General features: G+C 72.0%; 2 protein-coding genes. Both read left to right on the forward strand.

The window, feature by feature from the left end; all coding sequences use genetic code 11:
- Positions 1-50 precede the first annotated feature (50 nt).
- Positions 51-7760, forward strand: coding sequence for a type I polyketide synthase (locus DAT35_RS39910; RefSeq protein ID WP_108074537.1), 7710 nt, complete (start codon positions 51-53; stop codon positions 7758-7760).
- Positions 7757-17314 carry a type I polyketide synthase gene (locus tag DAT35_RS39915; protein WP_108074538.1) on the forward strand — a complete coding sequence of 3186 codons (9558 nt, stop codon included), beginning with the start codon at positions 7757-7759 and terminating at the stop codon, positions 17312-17314. Before DAT35_RS39910 ends, DAT35_RS39915 begins: the two co-directional genes overlap by 4 nt.
- Positions 17315-17316 lie beyond the last annotated feature (2 nt).

A 17316-nucleotide genomic window follows, 5' to 3' on the forward strand; every position in this document is an offset into this window, starting at 1 on the left:
CACTCGCCGACGGCGCAGTGGACCTTTGACGGACACAGGGAAGGCATCACATGACGGAAAGCGAGAGCCAGCTGGGGCCTGGCGCCGGTTCAGCCACCAAGGCGGAGCAGGAGCTGGGGAGCGTCGAGGCCGGAGCCACACAGGGGGGCCGGGAGACGGAACCCATCGCCGTGGTGGGGCTGGCGTGTCGCTTTCCGGGAGCGCCCGACGCGGAAGCCTTCTGGCGGTTGTTGTGCGAGCGGAAGGATCTGCTCCAGGAGGTGCCGGAGGATCGCTGGGACAACGGCACCTGGTACGACGCGGATCCCCAGGCCCCGGGGAAGATGAACACCCGCCACGGATATTTCCTGGAAGGGGTGAGCGGGTTTGATCCGCTCTTCTTCGGCATCTCGCCGCGCGAGGCCGCGGAGATGGATCCGCAGCAGCGGTTGATGCTGGAGGTGATGTGGGAGGCGTTGGAGGACGCGGGCGTGCCGGCGTCGGGCCTGAAGGGCTCGCGCACGGGCGTGTTCATGGGCGCCATCTGGCATGACTACGCGGACCGGCACCTGAGCGAGCGCGCGGCGGTGACGCTGCACAGCGCCACGGGACAATCCCTCAACATCGTGGCCAACCGCTTGTCCTACGTGTTGGGACTGAAGGGGCCGAGCCTCACGGTGGACACGGCGTGCTCCTCGTCGCTGGTGGCGGTGCACCTGGCCTGCCAGAGCCTGCGCTCGGGGGAGTCCCGGCTGGCGCTGGTGGGGGGCGTCAACCTGATGTTCTCGCCCGAGGCCAACGTGCTGCTGTCGAAGTTCGGCGGGCTGTCGCCGGATGGCCGCAGCAAGGCGTTCGCGGCGGGAGCGGATGGGTTCGGCCGTGGCGAGGGCGCGGGACTGGTGGTGCTCCAGCCGCTGTCGGCCGCGCTCGCCTCGGGCGCGCGCATCTACTGCATCATTCGCGGCAGCGCGGTGAACAACAACGGCACCGGCAACGGGCTCACCGCGCCCAGCGTGCCCGGACAGGCGGCGCTGCTGCGCGAGGCGTACGCGCGGGCCGGCGTGCCCACCAACCGCGTGCACTACGTGGAGACGCACGGCACGGGCACCGCGCTGGGAGACCCCACCGAGGCGAGCGCGCTGGGCGCCGCGCTCGGCGAGGGACGGGCCATTGATCGGCCGCTGCTGATCGGCTCGGTGAAGGCCAACATCGGGCACCTGGAGGGCGCCGCGGGGATTGCCGGCCTCATCAAGGTGGCGCTCTCCCTGTCGCGCCGGCTGGTGCCGCCGCACATGCTGCACGGCGAGGCCAGCCCCCGTATTCCGTTCGGCGAGCTGAGGCTGAACCTGCCCCAGCGGCTGACGCCGTGGCCGAGCGAGGACGAGCCCGCGACGGCGGGCGTGAGCGCGTTCGGCTGGGGCGGCACCAACGCCCACGTGGTGATGGAGGAGTCGCCGGTGGGGCGCGAGGAGCTGCTGCCTCTGGCGGCGGACACCGCGGAGGAGCTGCTCGCCCAGGCGGCGAAGGCCGAGGAACTGCTGCTGCACGAGGAGTCTCCGGCGTGCGTGCGCGACCTGTGCCGTACCTGGGCCCCGTACGCGGGGACGGGCGGCCACCGCGCGGCCTTCACCTTCCGTACTCGCGCGGAGCTGACCGGGCTGCTGAAGTCCTTCCGGCAGGGGCGGCGCCGTTCCGGTCTCTTCACGGGAGAGCCCGGTGAGCCGGCGCGCATGGCCTTCATGTGCTCGCCCCAGGGCTCGCAGTGGCCCGCCATGGGACGCGAGCTGCTGGCCACGGAGCCGGTGTTCCGCGCCCGGGTGGAGGCGCTGGACACCACCTTCATGCCGCTGGCCGGCTGGTCCCTGGTGGAGGCCATGCGGGAGCCGCACTCGCGGGTGCTGTCGGACGAGGACGCCGCTGAGCCGCTGACGCTCGCGGTGCAGGTGGGGCTCGCGGCGCTGTGGCGCTCCTGGGGCGTGGAGCCCGAGGTGGTGGTGGGCCACGGCGTGGGCGAGGTGGCCGCCGCGTGCATCGCCGGTGGGATGGACGCCGCGGACGCGGTCTGGAAGGTGTACCGCGCCAGCCGCCTGCGGCAGTGGGAGCCGCTGCGCGACGAGCTGGAGGCGGCCCAGGAGCGGTTGTGGGCGCGCGAGGGCGGCATGCGCTGGGTGTCCACCGTGGCGCGCGAGCTGGGGCCGGATGGGCGCACGGGGGATGCGCGCTGCCGCACCCTGCGCCAGCCGGTGCGCTTCGCCCAGGCCGCGGAGCGGATGGTGTCCGAGGGCGCCGACTGTTTCGTGGAGCTCAGCCCCCACCCGGTGCTGTGCCGTCCGGTGGAGCAGCTACTGCGCAAGGCCGGGAAGACGGGCGTGGTGGTGGGCTCGCTGCGGCGCGACGAGGCCCGCGGTGCCCTGCTGGAGTCGCTCGGAGCCCTGCACGCGCGGGGCGTCCAGGTGCGCTGGGAGTCGCTGCCTCAGCCGGAAATTCCGGTGGTCGAGCTGCCCTCCTCGAAGCGGCCCGTGCCCGCTCCGGGACGTGCGGAGCTGCTGCCCCTGTCCGCCCAGACGCCCGAGGCGCTCTCCGAGGCCGCGCGTTCGCTGCTCGCGCGTCTGGAGGCGCGTCCGCTGTCGCTGCACGACGTCAGCTACTCGGCCTCCGTGCACCGCAGCCACCTGAACTACCGCCTGGCGCTGCTGGCCCGCACTCCCGCCGAGGCCCGTGATGGTCTGACGGCCTTCCTGCGCGGAGAGGTCCGCTCGGGGCTGTCCGTCACCCGCCACGCCGATGGCCGGCACCAGCCCGTGGTGTTCGTCTTCCCGGGCCAGGGCTCCCAGTGGATTGGCATGGGGCGCCGGCTGATGGCCGAGGAGCCCGTGTTCCGCTCGGCGCTCGAGCAGTGTGACGCGGCGCTGCGCCGCTTCGTGGACTGGTCGCTGATGGAGCTGCTGACCTCGGACGAGCCGGGGTGGATGGAGCGCATCGATCAGGTGCAGCCCGCGCTCTTCTCCGTCCAGGTGGCGCTGGCGCGGTTGTGGCGCGCGTGGGGCGTGGTCCCCGACATGGTGGTGGGCCACAGCATGGGCGAGGTGGCGGCGGCGCACGTGGCCGGGGCGTTGGACCTGGTGGACGCGGCCCGCATCATCTGCCGCCGCAGTCTGCTGCTGCGCCGCGTGAGCGGTCAGGGTGGCATGGCGATGGTGGAGCTGACGCTGGACGAGGCTCGCGTCGCCATCCGCGGCCTGGAGGACTGGCTGTCCGTGGCGGCCAGCAACAGCCCCCGCTCCACCGTGCTCTCCGGTGAGCCGCACGCGCTCTCCCAGGTGCTGGAGAAGCTGGAGGCGCGCCAGGTCTTCTGCCGCCGGGTGAAGGTGGATGTGGCCTCGCACAGCCCGCAGATGGAGCCGCTGCGGGAGGATCTGCTCCGCGCGCTGGAGGGCCTCGCGCCCCGGCGCGGCGAGGTGCCGCTGTACTCGACCGTGACGGGCGAGGTGACGGACGGCGCGGACCTGGAGCCGTCCTACTGGGTCCGCAACCTGCGCGAGCCCGTGCTGCTGGCCCCCGTGGTGGAGCGGCTGGCCACCAACGGGCACTCGCTCTTCGTGGAGGTGAGCCCGCACCCGGTGCTGCTGCCCTCCATCGAGCAGACCATCTCCCACCTGCGCATGGAGGGCACGGTGCTGCCGTCCCTGCGCCGCGAGCAGCCCGAGCGCGAGGTGATGCTGGAGACGCTCGGCGGCCTCTATGCCGCCGGCCGTGAGGTGGAATGGAAGGCGCTGCACCCGGAGAGCGGTCGATTGGTGCGTCTGCCGGACTATCCCTGGCAGCGTCAGGTCTGCTGGTTCCAGCCAGGCGCGACAAGCCCCGAGCCCAAGGTAACTCGCGAGCAGCGCGGCCACTCGCTGCTGGGCTCCGTGCGCCGCTCCTCGCTGCGCCCCGGCGCCTTCTTCTGGGACGTGGAGGTGGGCGTGCAGAGCCTGCCCTGGTTGGCGGACCACCGGGTGCAGGGCACCATCCTCCTCCCCACCACGGCGTACCTGGACTGGGTGATGACGGCGGTGCAGTCCGCGCTCGGACCCGGGCCGTGGGCGCTCGAGGACATGCGCATCGACGAGGCGCTGGCGCTGCTCGGGGACAGCACGCGCATGGCCGAGTTGCTGGTGGACGTGGGTTCCACCGGCGCCATCTCCTTCAAGGTGTCCAGCTTCATCCCCACGCCGGGTGGCAGCAGCGCGGAGATGTGGACGGTGCACGCCAACGGGCGCGTGCGCGCCTCGGACTCCAACGGGCGCGGCTCGCTGCCCCTCTCCCTGGTGGACGAGGTTCAACGGCGGTGCACCGAGGTTCGCATCGGCGAGGCGCACTACCAGGACATGGAGCAGCGCGGACTCCAGTACGGCTCCACCTTCAGGGGGCTGAAGGAGGTGTGGCGCAGGGACGGCGAGGCCGTGGGCCATCTCGAAGTGCCCGAGTCGCTCGGGCCCTCGAGCGAGTTCCATCCCGCGGTGCTCGACGCGGCGCTGCAAGTGCTGCTGGAGGCGGTGCCGTCCGGTGACACCACCTTCGTTCCCGTCCGCGTGCGCCGCTTCGAGGTGCTGCGCCGGGGTACGCCCCGGTGGGCTCACGCGCGCCTGCCTCCCCAGGAGTCCTGGCGCAAGGGCACACCGATCGAGGGGAATGTCATCCTGCTCGACGCTCAGGGCATGCCCCTCGCGGAGGTGGAGGGCCTGGAGCTGTCCGCGCTGCCGACGCGCTATGGCCGCGCCCGCAACGAGCAGGATCGTTCTCTCTTCGAGCTCGCCTGGCGCCGGGTGGGGCTCCCCGCGGTGTTCGAGCCCGGCTCGCCCGAGGCACCCTGGCTCATCTTCCAGGATGCGTCCGGCGTGGGCAGCGCGCTCGTGGAGATGCTGGAGTCGTGGGGCGGCTCGTGCATCCGGCTGGAGGCGGGAACGGGCCTGCGGCGGCTGGGCGCCCGCCATTACGCGGTGACTCCCGGCTCGCGCGAGGAACTGCACACGGTGCTTCAGCAGTGCTTCCCGGAGGCGGCCTCGTGCGCGGGCGTGGCGTACCTGTGGGGGTTGGATCTCCCGGCGCCAGACGTGCCCGGCGATCGGGCGCTCGATGAAGCGGTGCGGGCCTGTGGCGGCGCGCTGCGCATCGTCCAGGAGGTGCTGCGGCTGGGGTGGAGGGATCCTCCGCGCCTGTGGCTGGTGACGCGCGGCGCCTATCCGGTGCTGGGCTCGCCCGTGACGGGAGCACTCCAGGCGTCGCTCTGGGGGCTCGGGCGCGCGGTGGGGCACGAGCACCCGGAGCTGCGTTGCACGTGCGTGGACCTCGATCCGTCGTCGCCCCTGGTGGACGTGGAGGCGCTGGGCCGCGAGCTGGCCGCGCGAGCCGATGACGAGCAGGTGGCGCTGCGGGCGGGGGCTCGCTTCGCGGCACGGCTCGTCCGGCGCTCGGGCGCGAAGGAGATGGTGATGGAGCCGCTCCTGCCCGCGGCGGGACGTGCCTTCCAGGTGGAGACGCCACCCGCGGGCTCCTTCGGCGGCGTGGTGGTGCGCATGGCCGAGCGGCGCCGGCCCGGCCCGGGCGAGGTGGAGATCGCCGTCGAGGCCTCGGCCCTCAACTTCATCGACGTGATGAAGACCATGGGCCTCTACGTGATGAAGAACACGGGCCGTGCCCCTGGCGTGCCGCTGGAGGGCCTGCCGCTCGGACTGGACTGCTCGGGCCGGGTGGTGGCCGTGGGCGAGGGGGTGACGGACCTCGCGGTGGGAGACGCGGTGGTGGCCTTCGCGCCGTCCGCCATGGCCTCGCACGTCGTCACGGATGCCCGCTTCGCCGTGCGCCGGCCCGAGCGCCTGAGCGCCGCGGAGGCCAGCTCCATCCCCAGCGTCTTCATGACGGCCTGGTACGCGCTGAGCCACCTGGCTCGGCTGCAAAAGGGGGAGCGCATCCTCATCCACTCCGCGGCGGGTGGGCTCGGGCTCGCGGCGGTGCAGATCGCTCAGTTCCTGGGCGCAGAGGTGCTCGCCACCGCGGGCACGCCGGAGAAGCGGGAGCTGCTGCGCTCGCTGGGCATCAAGCACGTGATGGACTCGCGCACGCTCGCCTTCGCGGACGAGGTGATGCGCGTCACGGGCGGCGAGGGTGTGGACGTGGTGCTCAACTCCCTCTCCGGTGATGCGATCACCCGGAGCATGGAAGTGCTGGCTCCGGACGGGCGCTTCCTGGAGGTGGGCAACCGCGACATCCACGACGGCCGGGCGCTGGATCTGTCCCAGTTCCGCCGCCGCCTCATCTACGCGGCCATCGACCTGGTGGGCCTGCGGGAGCAGCGGCCGGCGTTGTGCTCGCGGCTGCTGCGCGAGGTGGTGGAGCAGATGGCGTCGGGCGCGCTCAAGCCCGTGCGTCACCGCGCCTTCCCCGTGTCGCAGGTGTCCGAGGCCTTCCGCGAGATGGCGCAGGGACAGCACGTGGGCAAGCTGGTCGTCACCCTGGAGGATCCGGAGCTGCGCGTCGCGCCGCCGCGGCCGGGCTTCCGGGTGCGTGCGGACGCGACGTACCTCATCACGGGTGGACTCGGCGGCCTGGGTCTCGAGGCGGCCCGCTGGCTGGTGGGGCATGGCGCGCGCAACCTGCTGCTGCTGGGCCGGAGCGCCGTGCCCACGGCCATGTTGCCGGAGCTGGAGTCGCTCCGGGCCGAGGGGGCTCGCGTGGAGGTGATGCGGGCGGACGTGGCGGATGCGCGGCGCCTGTCCGAGGTGCTCGCGCTCACGCGTGGGGGGGACATGCCGCAGCTGCGGGGCGTGCTGCACTGCGCGGGCGTGCTCGATGACGGCATCCTGGAGCAGCAGGAGCCGGCGCGGTTCCGCTCGGTGATGGCGCCGAAGATCCAGGGCGCGTGGAACCTGCACATGCTCACCCGGGACGAGTCGCTGGACTTCTTCGTCCTCTACTCGTCCATGTCCGGACTGCTGGGGCTGCCGGGCCAGGGCAACTACGCGGCGGCGAACGCGGCCATGGATGCGCTGGCACACTACCGGCGTCAGCAGGGCCTGCCGGCGCTGAGCGTGAACTGGGGTCCCTTCTCCGAGGTGGGCCTGGCCGCCGCCCACTCCAACCGCGGCGAGCGGCTGGCGTACCGGGGCATGGCGAGCTTCACCCCGAAGCAGGGCAGCTCGTTGCTCGAGCGCCTGCTGGGAGAGGGCGCGGTGCACGTGGGTGCGGTGGCGCTCGATGTCCGCCAGTGGCTGGAGTTCTTCCCGAGCGCGGCCTCGCTGCGCATCTGGGATGAGCTGGCCGCCGAGCGCAGCGAGGGGCAGCGAGGGCGGTCCGACGTCCTGCTGGATCTGCGGCGGGCCTCGGCGGGCGAGCGGCTCGGCATGCTGGAGGGGTACCTGCGGGAGCGGCTCGCCCAGGTGCTGCGGATCGATCCGTCGCGCGTGGGCCGGCATGAGCCGTTCCGAGGCCTGGGGCTCGACTCGCTGATGAGCCTGGAGCTGCGCAACCGCATCGAGGCCACGCTGGACCTGAAGCTGTCGGTGACGCTGCTGTGGGCCCACTCCTCCCTGACGGCGTTGGCGACGTACCTGTTGGATCAGCTCGGGTTCGCGCCCAAGCAGCACGAGGCGGTGACCCCCGCTCCCGTGGAGCCACCGCACCTGGTGGTGGCCAAGTCCCCTGTCGCGGAGTCCGAGCCTCACCAGCTCGCGGATCTACCTGAAGGGAAGCTGCTCGAAATGGTGGATGACGCGCTGGCGGCTTGGGAGGACGCGAAGTGACCGATGAAGTGAAGGACGAGCTCAAGCAGCGCCTGGCACGCGCGGTGATGGCAATGCAGAAGATGCAGGCCCGTATCGACTCGCTCGAGCGGGCCCGCACTGAACCCATCGCCATCATCGGCATGGGGTGCCGCTTCCCGGGTGGCGCGGACACGCCGGAGGCGTACTGGGAGCTGCTGGCGGCTGGGAAGGATGCCGTCCGCCGAGAGCCGTCCTCTCGCCGTGTGGGGCCGGACACGGGCGCGCCGCGCTGGGCCGGCTACCTGGAGGACGTGAGCGGCTTCGACGCGGAGTTCTTCGGTATCTCCCCGCGCGAGGCCTCCAGTCTGGATCCGCGCCAGCGCCTGTTGCTGGAGGTGGCCTGGGAGGCGCTGGAGCACGCGGGGCAGGACCCGGAGCGTCTGGTGGACACTCCCACGGGCGTCTTCGTGGGGCTCACCGGCGACGACTACGCGAAGCTGCTGCCGTCCGATCCCGAGCGCATCGACGCCTACTTCGGCACCGGCAACGGCCACTGCTTCCCGCCCGGGCGCGTCTCGTACACGCTCGGGTTGCAGGGGCCGAGCCTGGCGGTGGACACGGCGTGCTCGTCCTCGCTGGTGGCGCTGCACCTGGCCAGCCAGAGCCTGCGCAATGGCGAGTGCAACGTGGCGCTCGCGGGTGGCGTGAACCTCGTGCTGGATCCGTCCGTCACGGAGACGCTCGTGCGCATGCAGGCGCTCTCCCCCAACGGACGCTGCAGTGCCTTCGACGCGCGGGCCAATGGCTTCGTGCGGGGTGAGGGCTGCGGCCTCGTGGTGCTCAAGCGGCTGTCGGATGCGCAGGCGCAGGGGGACCGGATCCTCGCGATCATCCGCGGCTCGGCCGTCAACCAGGATGGCCGCTCGCAGGGCCTCACCGCACCTAACATGCTCGCGCAGCAGGCCCTGCTGCGGCAGGCGCTGGCGAGCGCGAAGGTGGAGCCCTCGGCCCTCGGGTACGTGGAGGCGCATGGCACCGGCACGCCGCTCGGAGATCCGATCGAGGTCGAGGCGCTCGTCGAGGTGATGGGCAAGCCCCGGCCGGATGGCTCGCGGTGCGCGCTCGGGTCGGTGAAGACGAACATGGGCCACCTGGAGGCGGCGGCGGGCATCGCGGGCCTCCTGAAGGTGGTGCTGGCGCTCCAGCACGAGGCCATTCCCAAGCACCTGAACTTCAGCCGGCTCAACCCGCGCATCCGGCTGGAGGGCACTCCGTTCTTCATCCCCACCGAGCTCCAGCCGTGGAAGCGCTCGGCGGTGCCGCGCATCGCGGGAGTGAGCGCGTTCGGCATGAGCGGAACGAATGCGCACGTCATCCTGGAGGAGGCTCCGCTTCCGGCCGCGCCCGCGCGCACACCCGCTCCGCGCCCCGCGCACCTGCTGACGCTCTCGGCCCGGAGCGAGGAGGCCCTGGTGGCCATGGCGCGCCGCCAGGCCGAGCACCTCGCCGCCTACCCGGAGCTGGACGCGGCGGACGTGTGCTTCACCACCAACACCTCCCGCACGCGCATGCCGCACCGGCTGTCCGTGGCCGGGGGCTCCACGCAGGCCCTGGCCACGAGCCTGTCGGCGTTCGCCTCGGGAGCGAAGCCGGAGCAGGTGGTCCAGGGGAAGGCGGGACACACTCCACCCAAGGTGGCCTTCCTCTTCACCGGGCAGGGCTCGCAGTTCGCCGGCATGGGCCGGCGGCTGTACGAGACCTCTGATGTCTTCCGCGACGCGCTGGACCGGTGCGCTGCTCGGCTGAAGCCGGGGATGGATCTGCTGGCGGTGCTGTACCCGAAGGACGGAACGCCCTCGCCCATTGATCAGACGGCATACAGCCAGCCGGCGTTGTTCGCTCTGGAGTATGCGCTGGCGGAGTTGTGGCGCTCGTGGGGCGTGGTGCCGGACGCGGTGATGGGCCACAGCGTGGGCGAGTTCGCCGCCGCGTGCGTGGCCGGCATCCTCTCGATGGAGGACGCGCTGGACCTCATCGCCGAGCGCGGGCGGCTCATGCAGGCGCTGCCTCCGGGAGGCGTCATGGCCACGGTGTTCGCCAGTGAGGCTCAGGTGGCGCCACTGCTCTCGCCATTCCGGGACCGCGCATCCATCGCCGCGTACAACGCTCCGGGTCAGCTCTCCCTGTCCGGCGCGGCGGAGGCGGTGGAGCGCATCACCTCGGCGCTGGAGGCCCAGGGCATCGCGACGCGCAAGCTCAACGTCTCGCATGCCTTCCACTCGCCGCTGTTGGAGCCGATGCTCGACGCCCTGGAGGCGAAGGCGGTGCGGATGGCGCGGGCACCCGGGAAGGTGCCGCTCATCTCCAACGTGACGGGCCGGCCGGTGGGGCCGAATGAGCTGGGCGCTCCCGGCTACTGGCGCCGCCACGCGCGTGAGGCCGTGCGCTTCCAGGAGGGCATGGAGTCCCTGCGCGCGCTGGGCATCGACACCTTCGTGGAGGTGGGCCCGCACACCACGCTGCTGGGGCTCGGCAAGGCGTGCCTGGGTGAGGGGCAGGGGCCCGAATGGAGCTCCTCGCTGCGCAAGGGCAAGGACGACCTCGAGCAGATGCTGGGGGTCCTGGGCCGCCTCTTCGTCCGAGGCCACGCTCTGGACTGGCGCAAGGTGGACCCCGAGCCGGCACGCCGCAAGGTGGTGCTGCCGCGCTACCCGTGGCAGCGCCAGCGCTACTGGGCCATCCCAGAAGCGCCCTCGGCCGCGAAGACCGTTCCGTCCGCCCCGGCGGGGCTCTCTCCCAACGATGGTGCACGGGGCGAGCTGTACGGGCTGGAGTGGCAGCCCGCGGCGCGCACGGCGTCCTCCTCCGCACCGGCCAGCGGTACGTGGCTATTGCTGTGCGATCGCGGTGGTGTGGGCGAGCAGCTCGCCGCGCGCATCGAGGAGCGGGGAATGGCCTGCGTGAAGGTGTACGCGGGCACCGCGCCCCGGCCGGAGGCACTGGCGGTGTCGCCGGGAGACGCCGCGGCCCTCGAGCGGCTGTGGCGCGAGCGCTTCTCCGCGGGCACGCGCTGCGCGGGCGTGGTGTACCTGTGGGGCCTGGATGTGACCGGCGTGGAAGGCGCGGCCATCCGCGAGGCCTGCATCGGTGTGGCCTCGGTGCTGCGCGCCATGGAGGGCTCGGCGGACTCGGGCGGACGGCTGTGGATGGTCACCCGGAGTGCCCAGGCCGTGGGCTCGGACGTGATGAAGAACGTGCCCGCCCAGGCTCCGCTCTGGGGCCTGGGGCGCACCGTGGCGCTGGAGAGCCCGGGCCACTGGGGCGGGTTGATCGACCTGGGCTCCGAGGACGGTGCGGCGCCTCTCTGGGACGAGCTGTGCTCGGCACAGGGTGAGGACCAGGTGGCCCTGCGTGGCGCCCAGCGCTACGTGGCGCGTCTCGTGGAGCGCGAGGCTCCAGAGTTCCGGCCCGTACCGGTGGAGGCTCGGGCCACGTACCTCATTACGGGCGGACAGGGATCGCTCGGGCTCGAGGTGGCGCGCTGGTTGGTGCGCCGGGGCGCGAGGCATCTCGTGCTCACCGCGCGCCGGGCCTTCCCTGCGCGTTCGCAGTGGGACGCACTGGTTGCACAGGGCGGTGAGCAGGCCGAGCGGATCTCCGTGGTGCGAGAGCTCGAGGCGGCGGGCGCCCAGGTGTTGCTGGCCCAGGCGGACGTGGCCCAGCGCGACGCGATGGCGGCGCTGCTCGAGCAGGTGAGGGCCTCGATGCCCCCGCTGCGCGGCATCATCCACGCGGCGGTGGTGTCCTCGAGTGCGCGGGTGCGCGAGCTGGACGTGGAGACGCTCGGCCGCGTGTTGGCTCCGAAGGTGGACGGCGCCTGGATCCTCCACGAGCTGACGCGGGAAGACCTGCTGGACTTCTTCGTCCTCTTCTCGTCCATCTCGGCGGTGTGGGGCTCGGCGGGAGTGGGGCACTACGCCGCGGCCAATGCCTTCCTGGATGCGCTCGCGGCGCATCGGCATGCGCTGGGCCTGACAGCGTCGAGCATCGACTGGGGACTCTGGAGTGGCCGGGGCGCGGCCTCCGACGCGGAGCTGCGCTGGCTGGAGAGCGTGGGGGTGGATGCGCTCGACCGGGCGGCCGCGCTGGACTGGATGGAGCGGCTCGTGGGAGCGCGCGTACCTCAGTCCGTGGTGGCCAGTGTTCGCTGGGAACGCTTCCGGCCCATCTTCGAGGCTCGAAGCTCGAGGCCCCTGCTGGAGCAGCTCCGCACCGAGGCGGCATCGCAACCCCCACGGGCTCCGGCTCCGGGGGCTCCCGTTTCGCGCGAGGCGCTCCAGACCCTGGTGCATGAGACCGTGTCGGGCATCCTCGGCCTGCAATCCGGTCAAGCGCTCGAGGCCGAGCGTGGCTTCCACGAGATGGGGCTCGACTCCATCATGGCGGTGGAGGTGAAGGTCCGCCTGGAGAAGTCGCTGGGGCTGTCTCTGCCCGCGACCCTGGCGTTCAACTTCCCGAGCGTGAGAGCCCTCACGGCTCATCTCTCCTCGCTGCTCGAGGCGGAGGCTCCACGCTCCGCCTCGCCCGAGACCCGGAGCGACGTGCGGGCGGACGAGCCCATCGCCATCGTCGGCATGGCGTGCCGGCTGCCGGGCGGAGCGGACACGCCGGAAGCCTTCTGGAAGCTGCTGCGCGAGGGGACGGACGCCATCTCGGAGATTCCGGCGGATCGCTGGGACGTGAACGCCTGGTACGACGCGGACCCCGAGGCGCCGGGGAAGATGTACGCGCGCGCCGGAGGCTTCCTGCGGGAGGTGGACCGGTTCGAGCCGCAGTTCTTCGGCATCTCGCCGCGCGAGGCAGAGAGCATGGATCCGCAGCAGCGGCTGGTGCTGGAGGTGGCCTGGGAAGCGCTGGAGCGGGCCGGCCAGGACGTGACGGCGCTGCGCAACTCCCGCACGGGCGTCTTCGTGGGCATCACCACGGCGGACTACGCGCGGGTCATCCTCCAGGGACGACCGGAGGACGTGGATGCGTGGTTCGCCTCGGGCACTTCGCTGAACGTGGTGGCCGGACGTCTCTCGTACACGCTCGGACTGCAGGGCCCGAGCATGGCGGTGGACACGGCGTGCTCGTCGTCGCTGACGGCGTTGCACCTGGCCTGCCAGAGCCTGCGATCGGGCGAGTCCACGATGGCGCTGGCGGCGGGGGTGAACCTCATCCTGTCGCCCGAGCCGATGATGGCGGTCAGCAAGGCGCGGATGCTCTCGCCGGACGGGCGGTGCAAGACCTTCGATGCGTCGGCGAATGGCTTCGCGCGAGCCGAGGGCTGCGGCGTGCTGGTGCTCAAGCGGCTGTCGGAGGCCCAGGCGCACGGGGACGACATCCTCGCGGTCATTCGCGGCACGGCGGTGAACCAGGACGGGCCGAGCAGCGGGCTCACGGTGCCGAACGGACTGGCGCAGCAGGCCGTCATCCAGCAGGCGCTCGAGCGCGCGGGAGTTTCGCCCGCCGAGGTGAGCTACCTGGAGGCGCACGGCACGGGCACGTCGCTGGGAGACCCCATCGAGGCGGAGGCGATGTGGTCGGTGCTGAAGGAGGGGAGGAAGGGCGGGGAGTCGCTGTGGATGGGCTCGGTGAAGACGAACATCGGCCACCTGGAGTCCGCGGCGGGCGTGGCCGGGATCATGAAGGTGGTGCTGGCGATGCGGAACAAGCAGTTGCCGGCGCACCTGCACCTGAAGAAACCCAATCCGCACATCGACTGGAAGGGGATGGGCGTGAAGGTGCCGGTGGAGCTGACGGCGTGGGAGCCGACGCAGGCGCGGCGCATCGCGGGGGTGAGCTCCTTCGGATTCAGCGGGACGAACGCCCACGTGGTGCTGGAGGAGGCGCCGCCGACGCCCGTGCGGACGCGGGAAGCCGACAGACCGGAGCACGTGCTGGTGCTGTCGGCGCGGAGCGCGGAGGCCCTGCGCGCACAGGTGGAGCACTACGCGCGGGCCCTGGAGGAGGGGAGCGCGGAGCTGGGAGACGTGTGCTTCACGGCGGCGGTGGGACGCACCCACTTCGAGCACCGGCTGGCGGTGGTGGGCGGTAACACGCGGCAGGTGCGGGAGGCTCTGTCAGCGGTGGAGTCGGGCCGTGAGGTGGAGGGCGTGGTGTCGGGGCGGGCCGCGGGCCAGGCGCTGAAGGTGGCCTTCGTCTTTGGCGATGATGCCGAGCGCTCCGCGGACATGGGCCGGGAGCTGTACGAAACACAACCCGTCTTCCGAGAGGCAGTGGAGAAGTGCGGAGAAGCCCTGAAGGGAGTGCTGGAGAAGCCGTTGGTGCAGGTGCTGTACGGCACCGGGTCAGCGTTGTTGAAGGAAGAGGCCTACGGAAGGGCGGCGGTGTTCGCGGTGGAGTGGGCACTGGCGCGGATGTGGAGGGCGTGGGGAGTGGTGCCGCAAGCGGTGCAGGGGCAGGGCGTAGGCGAGTACGTCGCGGCGGTGGAGTCGGGAGTGCTCGGCCTGGAGGAGGGGCTGAGGCTGGCGGTAGGCAAGGTGCCGCTGGTGCGAGTGGAGACGGCCAGGGCCGACGGATCCGAGCGCATCACCCTCCATCCAGGAGAGGCGGAGTGGAAGCGGCTGCTGAGGACGCTGGGAGCGTTGTACGTGAAGGGAGTGGAGGTGGACTGGGCGGCCTTCGACGCGCCGTACTCGCGGCGCCGGGTCACTCTGCCCACCTATCCCTTCCAGCGGCAGCGCTACTGGTGGCGTGGCACGGCGTCTCATGGGGTCCTTGCGCCCCGGAATGAGCAGCGCATCACGCCGCACTTCGGCCGGCGGCTGCGCTCTCCGGCGCTCGATGCGCTCGTGTACGAGACGACCTATGGCCCGTCCCGGCCGGCGCACCTCAACGACCATCGCCTCTTCGGCATGCTCGTCGCGGCGGGGTCCTCGCACGTGTCGCTGGTGCTCTCGGTCATCGAGGACGCCTACGGTTCACCCGCGTGCACGCTGGAGGACCTGGCCTTCCCCCAGGCGCTGGTGCTCTCGGATGACGAGGAGCGCACGCTCCAGGTCATCCTCTCGCCCCAGGAGCAGGGCAGTGCATTCGAGGTGAAGTCGCTCGGCGATGCCGATGGCGCGGAGGCGTGGGTGCTGCACGCCAGCGGCGGAGTGCGCGTAGGTTCCACGGAGCAGCCGAAGCCGTGGGCCTCGCTCGAGGAGCTCCGGGCCCGCTGCCACGAGCGCCGCTCGGGCGACGAGCTCTACCGGGCCATGCGCGAGCAGGGCTACACGCTGGGCTCGGGTTACCAGTGGATCCACTCGGTCGCGCGTGCCGGGGATGAGCTCCTCGGGGAGATGCGGCTGCCTCCGCTGCCGGACAAGCTGGAGGACTACCCGCTCTACCCCGGCTTCGTGGACTCGTGCTTCCAGGTGCTCGCGAGCTGGACGCTGGATCTCCAGGCGAAGCAGGCCGACGCACTGCTCATTCCGTTCAGCGTCTCGCGGTTCACCGTCCACCGGAGGCCGCGAGGCACGGTGTGGTGCCATGGCCGCATCGAAGGAGGCGGGAGGGCCGAGGTGGGTGCGCCCATCGGGGGCGACCTGCACATCTACGACGAGCAGGGACTGGTGGCGGAGGTGCTCGGTTTCCGAGGGCGGATGGCGAGCCGCGAGGCCGTGCGCCTCAGCACGCACGCGCGGCGGGAGGAGGCTCGCTACGAGATCACCTGGCGGCCCGAGACCCAGGCACGGCCCGTCCCGACACCCGTGGCGGACAAGAAGCCCTGGGTGCTGCTCATGGACGCACAGGGAGTGGGCGAGCGGCTCGGGCGCATGCTGGAAGAGCACGGGGCTTCCGTGGTCAGCGTGCGTCCGGACGACCTCGATGCCCGCCGTCCGGAGGCCTTCACGCGCCTGTGGGGCGAGTCCATCGGGCCGGGCGGCTGCGCGGGAGTGGTCTACCTGTGGGGACTCGACCAGCGGGCCGAGGACGACGCATCCGCGGAGTCGGTGCAGCGGGCCGCGCTGGAGGCGAGCGGAGGTGCCCTGCACCTCGTGCAGGCACTGGCGAGCCGGAGCGACGCACCCCCCGTGTGGCTCGTCACCCGGGGCGCCCAGGCCGTGAAGGAGACCCGCCCGGCGCTCGCGCTGGCGCAGGCGCCGCTGTGGGGGCTCGGACGGGTGATCGACCTGGAGCACACCGGGCTGCGCACCACCCGCGTGGACCTGGACCCCGAGGACCTCGAGGGCAGCATCCGGCTCCTGTACGCGGAGCTGGGAAGCGGCGCGAGCGCTCCCGAGCGGGAGGTGGCCTTCCGCGGAGGCGTGCGCCTGCACCCGGTGCTGCGCAAGGACACGGGCTCGCGAGGCAGCTCCATCCCGCTCCATGCGGATGCGACCTATCTCATCACGGGAGGGCTCGGAGGGCTGGGCCTGGAGGTGGCGCGGTGGATGGTGGAGCAGGGCGCGCGTCACCTGGTGCTGGTGGGGCGCCGTGCGCCTTCGGCCTCGGCGTCCGAGTCGGTGCGGGCGCTCGAGAAGGCAGGAGCCCACGTCACCGTTGCCTCCGTGGACGTCTCGCGCGAGGCGGAAGTGGCCGGGCTCCTCCAGCGGCTCGACACGGGCTCGCCCCCGTTGCGCGGCCTCGTCCACGCGGCGGGTGTGCTGGATGACGGGGCGCTCCCGCAGCAGAACCTCGAGCGCTTCGAGCGGGTGATGGCTCCGAAGGTGGCGGGGGCGTGGAACCTGCATCGGCTCACCCTGGACCGGCCGCTGGACTTCTTCGTCCTCTTCTCGTCGGCCTCCGCGACGCTCGGCTCGGCGGGCCAGGGCAACTATGCCGCGGCGAATGCCTTCCTGGACGCGCTCGCGCACGAGCGGCGCGCTCGCGGACTGGCGGCACAGTCGCTCGACTGGGGACCGTGGGCGGAGACGGGCATGGTGGGCGCGCCGGATGGGCATGTGGCGCGTGCACTGGAGCGCCGGGGCATCCGGCCGCTTCCGACACGGCAGGCGCTCGCGCTGTTCGGCGAGGCGCTCGCGAGCGGCCGGCCGCAGCTGGCCCTCATGTCCGTGCAATGGCCGGTATACGTGGAGACGCTCGGGACCCTCGGGCGCTCGTCCTTCTTCGAGGCGCTCGCGAGCGCTGGCCCACGTGGGTCCACGGCTCCCTCGCAACCGCGCCACCTGCTCGCGGAGCAGCTCCGGGCGGCACTGCCCCACGAGCGTCCTCGCGTGCTGGCGCGGAGCCTCCAAGAGGAGGTCGCGCGCATCCTCCGGCTGGACGTCACGGGGCTCGACTGGCGTCAGGGTTTCGCCGAGCTCGGGATGGATTCGCTGATGGCCATCGAGCTGCGCAATGTGTTGCAGAAGGGGCTCGGCGTGTCCGTACCCGCGACGGTGGCGTTGGATCACCCGACCATCGACTTCCTGGTGCAACACCTGCTGGGCGAGGTGCTGAAGCTCGAAGCCGGGGAGGCACCGGCGGCGCCGTCCGTCCCGGAGCGAAAGCCCGAGGAAGCGCTGGAGAAGGACCTCGACACCCTGTCCGACGCCGAGCTGGCGCGGCTGGTGGCCGAGGATCTCGCCAAGGATTCGTGAGG

The organism is Vitiosangium sp. GDMCC 1.1324 (genome assembly GCF_003044305.1).
In the GTDB taxonomy this organism is placed as follows: Bacteria; Myxococcota; Myxococcia; order Myxococcales; family Myxococcaceae; genus Archangium.

Bases quoted from the DNA above. Each gene is read 5' to 3' on its own strand.
- DAT35_RS39910 (WP_108074537.1), top strand. From the start codon at position 51: ATGACGGAAAGCGAGAGCCAGCTGGGGCCTGGCGCCGGTTCAGCCACC.